Here is a 15074-nt window from a genome sequence, read left to right as displayed (position 1 = left end):
TTACAGTTGACCACTCCTGAGGTCGACATTGGTTTCACTTCGCATATCGAACGGAGTGTGAGGACCGGTGCGGGTCTTCGACAGCAACTGGATGCAGATCGCCGACTACCTCCAACGCGACGATCGCATCGTGCTCCCGGTCGGGTCGACCGAGCAGCACGGGTATCTCTCGCTCGGGACGGACGCCTTACTGGCCGAGCGCGTGTCGGTGGAAGCGGCGGAGCCGCTCGGCGTGCCGGTCCTGCCGGTCCTGCCGTTCGGCATGGCGCCGTACTTCGTGGAGTACCCGGGCAGCATGAGCCTGCGCATGAGCACCTACATCGAGGTGATCCGCGACCTGCTGGACTGCCTGGCCTCCCAGGGGTTCCGGCGGATCGCGGTGGTCAACGGCCACGGCGGCAACGCTCCCGTCGCCGGCCTCATCCGCGAATGGGTGTGCCTGCCGCGCGCCGAACGGGTGGAGGTGCTGTTCCACAGCTGGTACAACGCGCCGAAGACGGCGGCGGCCGCGTCCCGGTTCGACGACGACCAGTTCCACGGCTCCTGGCTGGAGAACTTCGCCTGGACCAGGGTCGACGGCGCCGAGATCCCCGGCGGCAGCGCGCCGGTCCTGCCGAGGTCGCTGGCGGACAACGTGACCGCGCGCGAGATGAGGGAGCTGTCCCCGGACGGCAGCCTGGGCGGGGCCTACCGGCGCAGCGACGAGGACATGCAGGTCGTGTGGGACGCCGGCGTGGCCGAGGTCCGCGAGCTGCTCGAGAAGGGATGGCTCGACCAGTGACAGCAGCCAGGGGCAGGGTCGCCGTCGTCACCGGCACGGCACACGGGATCGGGGCGGCCATCGCCGCCGCGCTCGAGGCGGACGGGGCCCGGGTGCACGGCGTCGACAAGGACACGGTGGACGTCACGGACTCGTCCGCGGTCGACGCCTTCTTCGCCGAGATCGGCGACGTCGACATCCTGGTCAACAACGCCGGCGGGGTGGTCGGCCAGGTCCACCACCCTCTGGAGGAGATCAGCGACGAGGACTGGTCCGCCGTGGTCGCGGCCAACCTGACCAGCACCTTCCTGTGCACCAGGGCGGCGGTGCCGGGCATGAAGCGGCGCGGCTTCGGCCGCATCGTGAACATCTCGTCGGGTGCGGGCCGCAGCGTCAGCCTGACCGGCATCCAGGCGTACGCCAGCGCGAAGGCCGGGCAGATCGGCTTCACCCGTCAGATGGCGCACGAGCTGGGGCGGTTCGGCATCACGGTCAACTGCATCGCGCCGGGGTTCGTCCTGTCCAATCCCACGACGATCGAGCAGTGGGAGAGCTACGGCGAGCAGGGCCAGGCCGCGCTCGTCGAAGGCATCGCCGTACGCCGGCTCGGCCGGTCCGAGGACATCGCGCACGGCGTCCGGTTCTTCGTCTCCGAATCCTCATCCTGGATCACCGGTCAGACCCTCTCGATTGATGGTGGACATGCTCTCTTTTGATTCGACCGACGCCGCCTACCTCGACGAGCTCGCCGGCTACGTCGCGGTGCCCAGCGTGAGCCGGGACGCCACCCCGGAGACCATGCGGACCGCGGCCCGATGGCTCGCGGCCCAGTTGTCCTTCGCCGGCGGCCGGGTCGTCGACACGGCGGGTCACCCCGTCGTCCGGGGCGAGTGGCTCGGGGCGCCCGGCGCTCCCACCATCCTGGTCTACGGCCACTACGACGTGCAGCCGACCGGCGATCTCGCCGAGTGGCGTACCCCGCCGTTCGAGCTGAGCGTCGACGGCGACGTGATGCGCGGGCGCGGGGTCACCGACGACAAGGGCCCGGTCTTCATCGTGCTCAAGGTGGCGCAGGCGTTCATCGAGCAGGAAGGCGCGCTGCCGCTGAACGTCAAGTTCCTCTTCGAGGGGGAGGAGGAGATCGGCAGCCCCCACCTTCCCGCCTACCTGCGCGAGCATGCGGACGAACTCGCGGCCGACCTGGTCATCTCGGCCGACGGGGCGATGTGGCGGCCGAGCGAGCCCTCGCTGTCCATCGCGTCCAAGGGCCTGGTGACGCTCGACGTCGAGGTCAGCGGTGCCGCCACCGACCTGCACTCCGGGCGTTACGGCGGCACCGTCGCCAACCCCGTGCACGCCCTGAGCGAGATCCTGGCCGGCCTGCACGCGCTCGACGGCCGGGTCGCGGTCGACGGCTTCTACGACGGGATCCCCGAGCTGAGCGACGAGCGCCGCGCCGCCATCGCGGCGGTGCCGTTCGACGAGGACCGCTACCGGGACGACCTGGGTCTCGACGGCCTCTTCGGCGAGGCCGGCTACAGCACGCTGGAGCGGCTGTGGGAGCGTCCCACCCTCGAGATCAACGGCGTACTGGCCGGAGGCAAGTACACGGTGATCCCGCACGTCGCGACCGCCCACATCTCCTGCCGTCTCGTGCCGGGCCAGCGCCCGGAACGGGTGCTCCAGGCGATCACCGACCATGTGCTCGCCCAGAAGATCCCCGGCGTGCGCGTCGCCGTCCGCCCCGACGAGGGCGGGGTGCCCGCGTACACGATCCCGGCCAGCCACCCGGCGATCCGCGCCGCCACCGAGGCGCTCGCGCACGTCTACCCGGACCAGGACGTCCTGCTGGCCGTCATCGCGGGGACGCTGCCCGCGACGGCCCTGTTCGAGGAGGTCCTCGGCGCGAAGACCCTGTTCTTCTCCTTCTCGACCGCCGACGAGAACCTGCACGCGCCGAACGAGTTCATGCGGATCTCCCGGCTGCGCGAGGGGATGCGCGCCTGGGAGCGGCTGTGGCGGCTGCTCGCCGACGGGCCGCACCGGCTGGCGCCGGTCCGCGGGGACGGCACGCGGTGACCGCGGGCGCCTACGAGTCGTACGGCTACCTCACGCCCGGCGTCGACTTCCCGGATATCGAGCTGGCCCCCGAGTTCGGCCGCGTGCCGCCGTACGCCGGCGGCCTGAGCGAGCAGGAGCGGGAACGGGCCGAGCGGCTGCTGCGGGACAACGTCGTGGTCAGCCTGCACGACCATCCCGTCCGGTTCCCCGCGGACATGCGGCAGACGCCGGAGTACAACAGGACCGGACGCCAGCACACCGCGTTCGCCGGGCTCCTCGCGTCGGGCATGACCGTGGTGTTCGACAACATGATGGACGGCACCGCCTGCGTCACCGGCAACGCCCCGTGGCGCTGGCTCGACATCATCACCGACCTCGGCATGCGCCAGGCAGACATCGCCCACCAGTCCGACGTGATCGTGATCCGGACGATGGACGACATCGAGTACGCGCACCGGTCGGGCAAGGTGGGGCTGCTCTTCGGCCTGGAGGCGGCGACGCCGATCGAGAACGAGATCGATCGGCTCGACGTCCTGTACGGCCTCGGCCTCCGGCAGATCGGCATCGCCTACTCCGACGCCAACGCCCTCGGCAGCGGCCTGAACGAGACCACCGACGGCGGGCTGACCGACTTCGGCAGGCGCGCGGTCGCCAGGATGAACAGGCTCGGCCTGGCCATAGACATCTCGCACTCCTCCGACCGGACCGGCCTGGACGTCTGCGCCGTGAGCGAGCGCCCGGTGTTCATGACCCACGCCGGAGCGCGTGCGGTCTGGGACACGCCGCGGATGAAGCCGGACGACGTCCTGCGCGCGGTCGCCGAGACGGGCGGAGTCATCGGGATGTCGGCGGCGCCCCACACGACGTTGTCCGAGGCCCATCCGCGGCACACCATCCTGTCGGTGATGGACCACTTCCGGTACTGCCTGGACCTGGTCGGCATCGAGCACGTCGCGTTCGGGCCGGACACGCTCTACGGCGACCACGTCGGCCTGCACACCGTCTTCGGGCACCTGCTCAAGGTGGGCGCCGCGGCGCCCGGCGGCCCCTCCTTCGAGAAGGTGGAGTACGTCGACGGGTTGGAGAACCCGACCGAGAACTTCCACAACATCTGCGGCCTGCTCGTACGGGAGGGGTTCTCCGACAGCGAGATCACGGCCGTGCTCGGCGGCAACATCCTCCGGGCGCTCAAGCGGATCTGGGCCTAGTGCCCCCGCCAACAGGAAAGAGGACCAGTGATTCCTGACGACCAGCCCCCGGCGGCCGCCGGGGCGGACGATCGGCTCGCCCAGCTCAGCGCCGAGTTCTTTCAGGTGAAGCACACGGCCGACCCCTTCAGCGCCACGCTGCTCGGCGTCTCGGGCTTCGACGGGCTGGTGCCCGACCCCAGCCGCTCCGGCTCCGCCGCCGACGCCGCGAAGATCGCGGACATCGAGCGGCGGCTGGCGGAGATCGACCCCGGCGGCCTGAACCCGGCCGACCGGATCAACCACGCGGTGCTCGGCCGCCTCGCCTGGGGCGTGCGGTCCGATCTGGAGCACGGGCTGTGGGAGACGGGGGCGTCCGCGGACGGCTACTCCTCACCGCAGGCGATGATGTTCATGTCGGTCCCGGCCGCGTCCCTCTCCGACGCCGCGGCCGTCGACCAGTACCTCCGGCGGCTCACCGCCCTGCCCGCGTTCGTCGACGCGATCCTCGACCGCTATCGGGCGGCCAAGGAGGACGGGCGCATCCCCACCCGTGTCGGCGTCGGCCAGGCCATCGACCAGCTCACCGGGCACCTTTCGCTGAGCCTGGCCGACGACACCCTGCTCGGCCTCCGGCTGCCGGCCGGCGCCGACGAGGGGAGCGTCAGGGCGCGCGCGTCCAACATCGTCGAGGAGTCCGTCCGCCCCGCGCTCCGGCGCCTGCTCGCCGGCCTCCGGGACGAGTTGCTGCCCGTGGCCCGGCCCGACGAGCGGGTCGGCGTCCGCTTCGTCCCCGGTGGCGAGGAGGGCTACCGGGCCGCGGTGCGGCGCCACACCACCACGGACCTGTCTCCGGAGGAGATCCATCAGATCGGCCTCGACTGTCTCGCGGAGCTGAGACAGGAATGGGCCGAGCTGGGCGGCCGGGTGCTCGGCACGAGCGACGTGGGCGAGATCCTGTCCCGGCTGCGGGACGATCCCTCGTTGCGGTTCGGCTCGGCCGGCGAGATCGTCGACGTGGTGACCGACGCGCTGCGCCGGGCCGAGGAGGCGCGCGACGACTGGTTCCCGGCGTACGACATCGCCGACTGCGTCATCGAGGAGATCAACCCGATCGAGGCGGGCAACGCCGCGCTCGCCCACTACCGGCCGCCGGCGGGCGACGGGTCCCGGCCCGGCGCCCACTGCGTCCTCACGGCCGACCCGAAGGAACGCTTCGTGTACGAGTACGAGGCACTGGCCTTCCACGAGAGCACGCCCGGCCACCACCTGCAGATCGCCTCCGCGCAGACCTTGACGGACCTTCCGGCGTACCGGCGTTTCCTGGACGCCGAGGTGTGCGGGTACGTCGAGGGCTGGGGCCTGTACAGCGAACGGCTGGCCGACGAGATGGGCCTGTACACCTCGGACATCGCCCGGCTGGGGATGCTCTCGTTCGACGCGCTGCGCGCCTGCCGGCTGGTGGTGGACACGGGCATGCACCACCTCGGCTGGTCGCGGCGGCAGGCCATGGAATTCATGTGGGACAACACCGCGACGACGCGGGCCAACGTCCGCAACGAGATCGACCGCTACATCGCATGGCCCGGGCAGGCGCTGGCGTACATGATCGGCCGTCGCGAGATCCGCCGCCTGCGGGCCGTGGCCGAGGCCCGGCTCGGATCCCGGTTCGACATCCGCGCCTTCCACGGGACGGTGCTCGGCAACGGCGCCGTCCCCCTCGGTGTGCTCGACCAGATCGTGGCCGCCTGGATCGACTCCGCGGCGGCCTGAGCCAGGGCGCCCGCGTTTCCTCAGCAAGGAGTGCACATGTTCGTGAACATCAATGGCGCGCGGCTCAACGTCGAGGTCCTCGGCGAGGAGGGCGCCCCCGTGTTGATCGCCCACCACGGCGGCGGGGGCATCGGCTCGCTGGCGGAGCCGAAGGCGACCTTCGGCCCGCTGTCCGACCTGTTCCGCGTCGTGGTGTTCGACGCCCGCGGCTGCGGCCTCAGCGAGGGCGTCCCGCCCTACTCGCACGCCCAGTGGGCCGCCGACGTCGACGCGCTGCGCGAGTGGGCCGGCGCCGAGTCGGTCGTGATCGCGGGTGGCTCCTACGGCGGATTCATCGCCATGGAGTACGCGATCGCCTACCCGGACCGGGTGCGGGCGATGATCCTGCGGGACACCTCACCGGACCGGACCAACCTGGAGCTCGCCCACGAGAACGCGCGCAGGCAGACCCGGGTGGAGCTCGATTGGGAGAACTACCGGCGCTACTGGAGCGGCGAGATCCGCGACGACGCCGACCTGAAGGCCCGCTGGGCCGAACTGATCCCGCTGTACGACCACGAGTACGACCCGGCGAAGGCGGCCGCGCGGGTCGAGGCCGGCATCTACCGCCACGAGGCGCACAACTGGTGCTTCCAGCACAACGCGCCGATCTATGACGTCAAGCCGCAGCTTCCGTCCGTGACCTGCCCCACCCTCGTCACCGTGGGCCGCCATGACTGGGTGACCCCCGTGTCGTCGTCGGAGACCATCGCCTCCCTCATCCCGAACTCCACGCTGGTCGTCTTCGAGAAGTCCGGGCACTCCCCGCAGATCGAGGAGGCGGAGCTCTTCCAGCGGACGATGCGCGAGTTCCTCGCCGAGGCGCTGCCGGACCTCGGAACGGCGGTGCGATGATCGAGCGGCGGACTCTCCGCATCCCCGGCCTCGGCCCGGACGGGCTCGACATCCCGTACTTCGACATCCGGGGCCGCGAAAACGGGCCGCGGCTCACCGTGCTGTCCGGCGTGCACGGCGCCGAGTACGCCTCGATCGCGGCCGTCCGCGAGTTCGTGCGGAACCTCGACGCCGCCGCCGTCTCCGGGCGGATCGTCGTCGTCCCCGTGGTGAACGTGCCGGGATTCTGGGCCAGGACGCCGTTCGTCGTCCCGGTGGACGGCGAGAACCTGAACCGGAGCTTTCCCGGCGACCCTCACGGCTCGTTCACGGAGGTGCTCGCGCACCACGTCTTCACCGAGTTCGTCCTCGGCTCCGACTACCTCGTCGACATGCACGCCGGCGACCTGCCCGAATCGCTGGAGCCGTTCACGATCTTCGAGGAGTCCCCCGTCGAGGCGGCCTCGCTGGATCTCGCCCTGGCGTACGGCGCCGGGCACGTCGTCAGGCAGGCCGCGGTAGCGCGGACCGTGGCGGGCAGCACGTGCGCGGCCGCGGCCGACGCCGGCATCCCGGCGATCGTCGCCGAGTCAGGCCAGAACGGCCTGCTCGACCGGGCGGCGATCGACCGGCACCTGGCCGGGCTGACCAACATCGCCAGGTCCGTCGGGGTGCTGGACGGTGAGCCGTGGCCGGTGCGCGATGTCCGCCTGCACGAGGGATGGCACTGGCTGCGCACGGACCGGGCGGGCTGGTGGGAGCCCGCCGTGGCGGTGGGGGAGCCCGTGCCGGCCGCCGGGCTGCTGGGAACGATGAGCGACGTGTGGGGTGAGGTCTTCGCCGAGGTGCGGGCGCCGGAGGCGGGCACACCGTTGTTCCTGACGAGCAGTCCGGCGGTATCGGCCGGCGGCCTGCTGCTGGGCCTGGCGCGGCACTGATCCCGGCTGGGGCGGCCCAGAGCTCGCGGTATGACATCCATAGGAGCAGTCGCTTCCCGCCTTCGCCGCTCCGGGCATGCCGAGGGCGGCACCGACATACAGACACCATCGACAAGGAGACCCGACGTGGACGAGAACGGAACCGCCTCCCCGGCTCCCCGAACGCCGTCAGTGAGCTGGGAGGGCCGTTACCTGGAGGATTTCGTCGTCGGTGACGTCTACCGGCACCCGCTGGGCCGTACGGTGACCGAGGTGGACAACGCATGGCTCACCCTGCTGACCCAGAACACGGCGGCCATCCACTTCGACCGGCACTACGCGGAGCGAACGCAGTGGGGCAGGCCGCTGGTCGACTCGACCTTCACCCTGGCCCTGGTCACCGGGCAGAGTGTGCACGACGTGTCCATGAACGTCATGGCGAACCTGGGCTGGGACCGGGTGCGCCTGCCCAATCCCGTCTTCGAAGGCGACACGATCTACTCCCAGTCGGAAGTGCTCTCGGTGCGCGAGTCGCAGTCCCGTACCGACGTGGGCGTGGTGGAGGTGCGCACCATCGGGTTCAACCAGGACGGCGTGATCGTGATCAGCTTCGAGCGCACCCTTCTGGTCTACCGGCGGGGGCATGGTCCCAGCCGCACCGTCGTCGAACCCCGGTGGGACGAGAGGTCCCTGCGGGCCGCCGGTCTCGACCCGCGTCCCGGCACACCGTGACCGAGGCGTACGGGACGACGGCGCGGACCCTGCTCTTCGTGCCCGGGACCCGGCCCGACCGCTTCGCGAAGGCCGCCGCCAGCGGCGCGGACGCGATCATCATCGACCTCGAGGACGCCGTCGCCCCGCAGGACAAGGCCCACGCGCGGGCGGCCGCCGCCGGCCACGTCTCCGTCCACCCGGCATTGGTCAGGGTCAACGGGATCGGCACGCCGTGGCACGATGACGACCTGGCGGCGCTCGCCGGGGCCGAGGGGCTGGCCGGAGTCGTCCTTGCCAAGACCGAGGCGCCGGAGCACGTCGCGGCGGTGGCCGCCGTGCTCGGCCCGCGGGTACCGGTCTTCGCGTTGCTCGAATCCGCCCGGGGCGTACGGGACGCGGATCTCATCGCACAGGCGCCGGGCGTGGCGCGGCTGCTGTTCGGAAACCTCGACTTCTGCCTCGACATGGGCATTCCCTCGCGGGGCGGCGACGAGCAGGGGTTGTTGTTCGCGCGCAGCAAGGTCGTCCTCGCGGCGAGGGCCGCCGGGTTGCCCGGGCCCGTCGACGGGGTCGAGCCCGAGATCGACAACGATGCGGCGACCCTGGGGGCCACCCGCCGGGCGGCGGCCCTGGGATTCACCGGCAAGTTGTGTCTGCACCCGCGTCAGGTCGCTCTCGTCCGCAGCGCGTTCACGCCCTCGGACGGGGAGCTGGACTGGGCCCGGCGCGTGCTCGACGTGGCGGCCGGATCCGCGGGCGCCGCCGTACGGGTCGACGGAGAGATGATCGACAAACCTCGTCTGGAGCTCGCCCGTCGCATCGTCGACTCCGCGGGGGAGGAGTCGGCGTGAAGCGGGCGACCTCGGTCGGTCTGAAGGCCCTGGCGGCAACGTGATCGTCCTGCCCTGGTATCTCCAGGACAGGACAAGAAGCAGGACAGGGGAGAGTGGCGATTCACGCCAGGTCCCACAGCAGCCGGTAGTAGGCGATGCGCTCGGGGTCGGGGACGACGCCGTACGCGTCGTACACGACGCCGTCGTACCCCGGGCCGTAGTTCCACTCCGTGCTCCAGGCGGCGACCGCGAGGTCGGCCCACCGGTCGGCCACGCCCAGCGAGCCGAGGTCGACGTGCCCGGCGAACGTTCCGTCGTCGTACAGCAGGGTGTTGGGAGCGCAGGCGTCGCCGTGGCAGACGACGAGGCGGTCGACCGCGGGCGGCTCGCCGAGACGCTGCCGGGCCGCCTCGTCGCGACCGCGGAGCCGCCGCTCGACGCCCCAGTCGTACGGGCACTCCTGCACGGGCAGGGTGTCGTGGAGCAGGCGAAGCCCCCGGCCGATCGCCGCCGCGGCGGTGGCGGGATCGGCGGTCCAGCGCGGGTCCACCGCCGAGCGGCCGGGAAGTGCCGCCGTGACGAGCCAGGCGCCGTCCGCGTTCGAGCCCCACGCCGACGCCCGAGGAACGGCGGCCCACCGCCCGGCCCATTCCAGGCGCTCCGCCTCGCCGGGCAGGTCGATCTCCGGGGTGCCGGCGGCGACCCACTTGACGTACCTCGTGCCGCCGTTCGCGTCCTCCAGCCGGAACGTCAGGCCGCCGAGCTGGTTGCGCCACACCGGAGTGACGGTGTCGCCCGCGGCGAGTTCGGCGACGGCGCCGGGCATGGCCACCGGCCCGGCAGGGATCGAGGCGAGGGGGAGCCGGCTCATGACCACCATTCTCCCGCTCTCCCGCGAAAAGCAGTGGCAGGGCTGCGACGGCACCGCCGCAGAGCCCGTACTCAGGGATGGCGGATCGTTGCGGGCGCGCTGTCTCCGGACCATGAGGTACGCGGCAGCCGGCGGGTACACCCCGGCCGAGCAGGAGCGGCGCGAGCGGCTGCGCTTGGAGGCGGGGGAGCGGTTCTCGCGTGGCGAGTCGGGCGCATCGCGCGGGAGTTGCGGGTCACGCTGCCGCTTGAACGAGATGTTCACAACAGTACGTTGACAATGAACAGTTGTGACTACATTCTTGACGGTATGAGACCGACCGCCGAGCAGCCCCTCGATCCGTTCACGTCTCCGCGTCCGGAGGCGGCGCGCGCGCAGCGCGTCCACGCGTCGTTGTTCCGTGTCGCCGAGCGGCACGCCACCACCGACGAGCAACGCGGCCGGCAGGTCCACCCCTCCGTGATGGGACCCCACGAAGCCGTCAGACTCGTGTCGTTCCTGCTGAGCGGGGCCGCGCAGCTCGATGACGGCGAGCCGGAGGTGGACCAGGCCGACATCACGGCCGCCTTGACTCTCGTCCCCCAGGCCCGGGCCGAGATGGACGAGTTGGAGGCCGCGCTCCTCCGGATGGCGCGGGGGCGCGGCATGACGTGGCAGGAGATCGCCTTCGGCCTTGGGCTCGGCACCCCGCAGGCCGCCCGGCAGCGTTACGAACGGCTGGTGGACCGCACCGCGATCGACCCCGACGAAGGCCGGTAGGCGGCTCCGTGGCGGACGCGGCGGCCAGGAGCGATTCGGCGGCCGAGGCGCGGGCGTACAGGACCGAGCAGCGTGTCGCGGGCGCTCAAGAAGTGTGAGGGCCGGCTCTGCGACTCTGAGCCTGGGCGTTGCCGACGCGTGCGTCCACGCTGCCGCCGACCTGCCCAACGTGCGGAAGAACCGCTTGAGCCGGCTCGGCGAATCAGTCGCCGAACAGGACTGCGGGTATCTTCGGTTGCCAACGCAGGGGCATCCGTTCAGCCGCTTGGCAAACGACTTCGATCTCACCGAGCCCGTGGTAGGCGAACCCCTCCCGCACCACCCGAGCCACGTCCTCCGTCGGCACCCGCCACTGCAGCCGCACGCCCGCGTTGCGGGCCACGAGCAGCTGCGCCCGGGCGTCCGCCACCTTCTCCAGAGCGATCTCGGAGCCCCTGTATCCGCGCATGGATCTGCTGACGGTCCCCCAGTAATGCCAGTTCTTCGTGTCGATCAAGCGACCGTCGATGAAGTTCTCGAACTGCACGCCGTTGACGCGATACCCCCATCCCGGAGGTGTGCCTGCGGCGGAGAGCTGATACCAGGCGTCCTCGGGGCGCATGTTGGCACCCGCTTCGAAGTCGGGCACCCATTCACCCGGTCCGCCGCGCGCCGGTTGGATTCCGGACCATTTCCACGGTCGCTCCTGCAGCCGGGCGGCGCCGACCGATCCGGGCAACTCCGCGCTGCCCGCCCTGGCTCTGACAACGGCAGAGGCGATCGGGCCGGCCAGGCCGTAGATGGTCCACGCGAGGGAGATCTCGTCGAACGCTTGTTTCGACTGTTCGATGATTGCGAGAAGGTTCTCGTTGCCCAGACGTTCCAGGACCGCGGTCTTGGCCTCGTGCATTCGCGGGGTCGATTTCCGGGTGAACCACCTCGGATATCGGAGGCAGCCCGGTCCGTACACTGGCAGATCGTCCGAGCGGTCTGACGAGTATATGTCGTCGGCGTAGATCACTAGGCTTCGGCGCGGCGGATGCTTGTCGTAGGTGAACCTGATCTGCAGAGTGGAAAGACCGAGCGCGGCACGTTCGGGGTCCGGGCGGCGACTGTCGGGGTCGATTACATAAGACGTGAACGAGTCGACATGCAGATCCGCGGGTTTCGCCGAGAAACTCTCGAGGGCCCGCAGCACCCGGCACATTCCATCGGTGTCGTCGATGACGTCCTTGGACTGGTTGAAATCCGCGAGAAGGGCCATGACGATGTGCTGGCCCAGCTGATCTACCGACCACAGCTGGTCGATCGTGTCATAGAGCAGCACGTCCGACAGCCCGATCAGCAGCAGCCAGGCGGCAGCCAGGTTGTGGTCCTCGTCGACGAGCTTGTAGAGCGCCCCGACGAGCACGTTTATCGAGTCGAAGTCTGACGACGACCGCATGCCAGGGCGGGCCAGCAGGGTAAGCGGCTCCTCGTAGTGCAGGGTGAAGGGATCGGGACCGTCCAGGTCGACCGTGAACCTCAGCCCGGTCTTCACCTGACCTCGTTGGAACTTCCACAGATTGTTCTTGCGGTCGACGGTGAGCAGGTAGGCGCCCTCGTCAAGGTCTGTCGAGACGTATCCCCGCAGCGGCGGGCCGTGCCGCGACAAGAGCGCCACCCGTCCCTCGTACAGGTCGATGTCGAGCCGATAGATTCCGCTCCGGCCGGCCACATCTACATCGGACGACGCGGCACGTCGATGCAGCTGGGACGGCGTCTCGGTCTGCGGCACCGAGGACTCCGGGCTTACGGCCGGCGGTGGGGCCGGATCGGCCGGCGGCGGTGGTGGCGAGGGCGCGGGCACAGCGGGGGGCCGGGCCGTCGTCGGCCGCGCAATCGGGGAAATCGGCCTTATCTGGCCGCTCATGGCCGCAGCGGCCGATCACAGAGCCGTTCCGCTTGACGAACCGGGCGCGCGCCCGGTTCGTCCGAACGGCGCAACGGTTGGTCCAAGTGGCGCGACATCGGCACCGGAATTCAACACGCCAGCAAACCCCGGCTCTCTGACCCCGAGACCATACTGGCCTCAATCGGCTCATTCCGGCCGCTCACCAGAGTCGGCCCACTTGCGATTGTGGCGGTGTGCCTCTGCTCAGGTCAACCGCCTCATTCGCCGCACAGTGGCCGGCAAGGTCAGTGCGGATCGCGCGCGAACTCGAGCGTTGACGAGGTGACCGATACTGGCTAGCGTGTAATGCGCTGAAGAGATATCCGATGCAGGAGGCGGTGACTCACCCGACCGCGTCGGTATCCAACTCGCTTTTTTGCGCCCGCCCCGGATCGAAGAATCCGATAATCCGACCGCGATCCGAGCTGTGAGGCGTGAATGGGTATCGGCTATCTCGACACAGGTCATTTTCACCTGACTGTCTCGTTTCGTCACGTAGCCGACGCCGCCCGGATCGACGAATGGCGGGCCTCGTTCCAGCAGGCCTCGCGGTTGCTGTTCGACGCGACGAACGGGTGCCACCAGTTCGGCGATATCCGGGTGTGCAACGCCTCGACCGGCGGCCACGACGCCGACGCCTGGCTGTTGGAGGATGACGGCCGATCCAACTCGCCGGAACTCGGCCTGGGCCAGCCCGGCGCGCACATGGTGCTCTACGGCGACGAGCGATTCAAGCCGTTCGTGATCCTGCGCCATTTCGCGCAGTACGCGTACGGCGTCTGCGACGAGTTCGTGGGCCCCGGCGACGTACCGGCCTGGTGTGTCGAGGACGCCACGGGCGACGCGTGTGTCATGGAGGCCGCCTGGACCGAAGGCGACCGGTTCGGACCGGCCGGCACCGGCGGTCCGCTCGTGCCCGGTCGCGTCAGGCGCTTCTGCACGAGGGAGAACCACGATCCCGACGGCGACACGCTGCAGCAGAGCGTTCACGGCACGTCCTGCTGGGAGACGATGGCCGCGGCCTTCCCCGAGCTCGCCGCGCCCGCCTCGGGAGGCACATTCTCGGGCATCGACTGGGTCACCCAGACCTCCGGCCCGCGGCTGGTCATCGTGCTGGACCGCTCGGGGAGCATGGCCGACGACGGCAAGATCGATGAGGCGAAGATCGGCGCGCACTTCATGCTCGACGCCGCGAAGGCCGGCGAACAGCTGGGCGTGGTGTCCTTCGCCGACAGCGCGAGTCTCGACTCGCCCGTCCTCGCGATGGAGGACACGAGCCACAGAACCCAGGCACACGACGAGGTCGAGGCGATCTCGGCCGGCGGGAACACCGCGATCGGTGACGGGCTGCGGGCCGCGCTGGACGCCGTGACATCCTCGGGCGCGAGCGCGTCGACCAGAACGGCGGTCCTGGTCACCGACGGCATCCACAACACCGGCGAGGATCCGGAGTCGGTCCTGCCCGACCTGGTCAAGGCCCGGGTCCGGGTCTACACGATCGGTGTCGGCATCTCGGTGGGAACCGCGCTGCTGCAGCGCATCGCGGACGCGACCGGCGGCGAGTTCGCCCGCATCGCCACCACGCAGCCCGGCGTCAAGCAGGCCGAAGAGATCCGCCACGAGCTGGAACGCGTCTTCGGCCTGGTGCGCAACAACAGCGGGATCGTCGCGGCTCAACCCCTGCCGTTCCTCGAGGGCGAGCAGACCGTCACGCGCACCGTGGACATCGAGCCCGGCAGCGAGGCCGCGACCTTCCTGGTCAGCTGGAACGCTCCCAGGTCCTCGCTCGAGCTCACCCTGCACGCGCCGGACGGCGAGACCATCGCCGTCGGTGCGCTGCCCGCCGGGGTGCACGAGATCCGGGGCGAACGCCCGTACGCGGCGTTCGCGGTCGACCGCCCGGTCGACGGACCGTGGGCGGTCGAGGTCACCGCCCTGGACGGCGGGGCGGAACTCGACGCCAGGCTGCTTGTGTTCAGCGAGCACCCGCACATCGATGGCGGCGTGACGGTCGGGCGCGGCGCCTACCAGCCCGGCGACCAGATCCCGGTGTTCGTGCGGATGTACTACGACCGGCCGGTCACCAATCTCCTGGTGCGCGGCGTCGTGCGCCTCCCCGATGGTGGCCGAGCCCCGTTGCGGTTCGTGGACGACGGCGATCCGTCGGGCGCCGACGTGTTCGCCTCGGACGGCCGGTACACCGCACGGTTCGACGACACGCACAACGCACCCGGAACCTACGTGTTCGACGTCACGGTCGAGAGCACGGACAGCAGCGTCGCGGTCGCAGGAGGAGAGCCGGTGTCCGAGTCCGAGCAGTTCGAGCTCGGTCCGGTACCCGCTTTCCGGCGGCGACTGACCACCGCGGTGGTCGTCGGCGACGAACCCTTCGAAGGCGGTCCGGACTGAACATG

At 70.4% G+C, this 15074-nt stretch carries 13 protein-coding genes; 11 read left to right on the top strand and 2 right to left on the bottom strand.

Features of this window, described 5'->3' with window-relative positions; genetic code table 11:
* Window positions 1–67 precede the first annotated feature (67 nt).
* The 9 genes from ACGFIB_RS00435 (at window position 68) to ACGFIB_RS00395 (ending at window position 9136) form a co-directional block, all read left to right on the top strand.
* A complete protein-coding gene (locus ACGFIB_RS00435; protein WP_393367540.1) occupies window positions 68–781 on the top strand; it encodes a creatininase family protein in 714 nt (237 codons plus the stop codon).
* A complete protein-coding gene (locus tag ACGFIB_RS00430) occupies window positions 778–1476 on the top strand; it encodes an SDR family NAD(P)-dependent oxidoreductase (protein ID WP_208762466.1) in 699 nt (232 codons plus the stop codon). Before ACGFIB_RS00435 ends, ACGFIB_RS00430 begins: the two co-directional genes overlap by 4 nt.
* Window positions 1463–2839 carry a dipeptidase gene (locus tag ACGFIB_RS00425; RefSeq protein WP_393367537.1) on the top strand — a complete coding sequence of 459 codons (1377 nt, stop codon included), beginning with the start codon at window positions 1463–1465 and terminating at the stop codon, window positions 2837–2839. The genes ACGFIB_RS00430 and ACGFIB_RS00425 overlap by 14 nt, the downstream gene beginning before the upstream one ends.
* Window positions 2836–4029 carry a dipeptidase gene (locus ACGFIB_RS00420; RefSeq protein WP_030511293.1) on the top strand — a complete coding sequence of 398 codons (1194 nt, stop codon included), beginning with the start codon at window positions 2836–2838 and terminating at the stop codon, window positions 4027–4029. The genes ACGFIB_RS00425 and ACGFIB_RS00420 overlap by 4 nt, the downstream gene beginning before the upstream one ends.
* A gap of 27 nt (window positions 4030–4056) precedes the next feature.
* Window positions 4057–5781, top strand: coding sequence for a DUF885 domain-containing protein (locus ACGFIB_RS00415; protein ID WP_393367534.1), 1725 nt, complete (start codon window positions 4057–4059; stop codon window positions 5779–5781).
* Window positions 5782–5817: 36 nt separating this feature from the next.
* Entirely contained in the window at window positions 5818–6675 is an 858-nt protein-coding gene (locus ACGFIB_RS00410; RefSeq protein ID WP_357249411.1) for an alpha/beta fold hydrolase, read from the top strand.
* Entirely contained in the window at window positions 6672–7592 is a 921-nt protein-coding gene (locus ACGFIB_RS00405; protein ID WP_393367532.1) for a succinylglutamate desuccinylase/aspartoacylase family protein, read from the top strand. The genes ACGFIB_RS00410 and ACGFIB_RS00405 overlap by 4 nt, the downstream gene beginning before the upstream one ends.
* Window positions 7593–7718: 126 nt before the next feature.
* A complete protein-coding gene (locus ACGFIB_RS00400; protein ID WP_393367530.1) occupies window positions 7719–8303 on the top strand; it encodes a MaoC family dehydratase in 585 nt (194 codons plus the stop codon).
* Window positions 8300–9136: an HpcH/HpaI aldolase/citrate lyase family protein gene (locus ACGFIB_RS00395; protein ID WP_167748445.1), complete on the top strand. Its 837-nt coding sequence runs from the start codon at window positions 8300–8302 to the stop codon at window positions 9134–9136. Before ACGFIB_RS00400 ends, ACGFIB_RS00395 begins: the two co-directional genes overlap by 4 nt.
* 103 nt (window positions 9137–9239) lie before the next feature.
* Here the strand turns inward: ACGFIB_RS00395 and ACGFIB_RS00390 are convergent, their stop codons facing one another.
* Window positions 9240–9989, bottom strand: coding sequence for a phosphotransferase (locus tag ACGFIB_RS00390; protein WP_393367527.1), 750 nt, complete (start codon window positions 9987–9989; stop codon window positions 9240–9242).
* A 309-nt stretch (window positions 9990–10298) separates the two neighbouring features.
* On the opposite strand from ACGFIB_RS00390, the gene ACGFIB_RS00385 reads away from it, so the two are divergent.
* A complete protein-coding gene (locus tag ACGFIB_RS00385) occupies window positions 10299–10748 on the top strand; it encodes a DNA-binding protein (RefSeq protein ID WP_393367525.1) in 450 nt (149 codons plus the stop codon).
* A gap of 202 nt (window positions 10749–10950) precedes the next feature.
* Here the strand turns inward: ACGFIB_RS00385 and ACGFIB_RS00380 are convergent, their stop codons facing one another.
* A complete protein-coding gene (locus ACGFIB_RS00380; protein ID WP_393367523.1) occupies window positions 10951–12504 on the bottom strand; it encodes a hypothetical protein in 1554 nt (517 codons plus the stop codon).
* Between the two features lie 594 nt (window positions 12505–13098).
* Here ACGFIB_RS00380 and ACGFIB_RS00375 point away from each other — a divergent pair.
* Window positions 13099–15069 carry a VWA domain-containing protein gene (locus ACGFIB_RS00375; RefSeq protein WP_393367521.1) on the top strand — a complete coding sequence of 657 codons (1971 nt, stop codon included), beginning with the start codon at window positions 13099–13101 and terminating at the stop codon, window positions 15067–15069.
* The last annotated feature ends 5 nt before the right edge of the window (window positions 15070–15074 follow it).

It is taken from the genome of Microbispora bryophytorum (genome assembly GCF_043197435.1).
GTDB lineage: Bacteria > Actinomycetota > Actinomycetes > Streptosporangiales > Streptosporangiaceae > Microbispora > Microbispora bryophytorum.
The sequence above is the reverse complement of the archived record's forward strand: the minus strand, read 5'-3'. Positions and strand labels throughout refer to the sequence as shown.

Coding starts and splice junctions, on each gene's coding strand:
- ACGFIB_RS00425 (WP_393367537.1), top strand. CDS start 1,463: ATGCTCTCTTTTGATTCGACCGACGCCGCCTACCTCGACGAGCTCGCC.
- ACGFIB_RS00410 (WP_357249411.1), top strand. CDS start 5,818: ATGTTCGTGAACATCAATGGCGCGCGGCTCAACGTCGAGGTCCTCGGC.
- ACGFIB_RS00375 (WP_393367521.1), top strand. CDS start 13,099: ATGGGTATCGGCTATCTCGACACAGGTCATTTTCACCTGACTGTCTCG.
- ACGFIB_RS00405 (WP_393367532.1), top strand. CDS start 6,672: ATGATCGAGCGGCGGACTCTCCGCATCCCCGGCCTCGGCCCGGACGGG.
- ACGFIB_RS00385 (WP_393367525.1), top strand. CDS start 10,299: ATGAGACCGACCGCCGAGCAGCCCCTCGATCCGTTCACGTCTCCGCGT.
- ACGFIB_RS00390 (WP_393367527.1), bottom strand. CDS start 9,989: ATGAGCCGGCTCCCCCTCGCCTCGATCCCTGCCGGGCCGGTGGCCATG.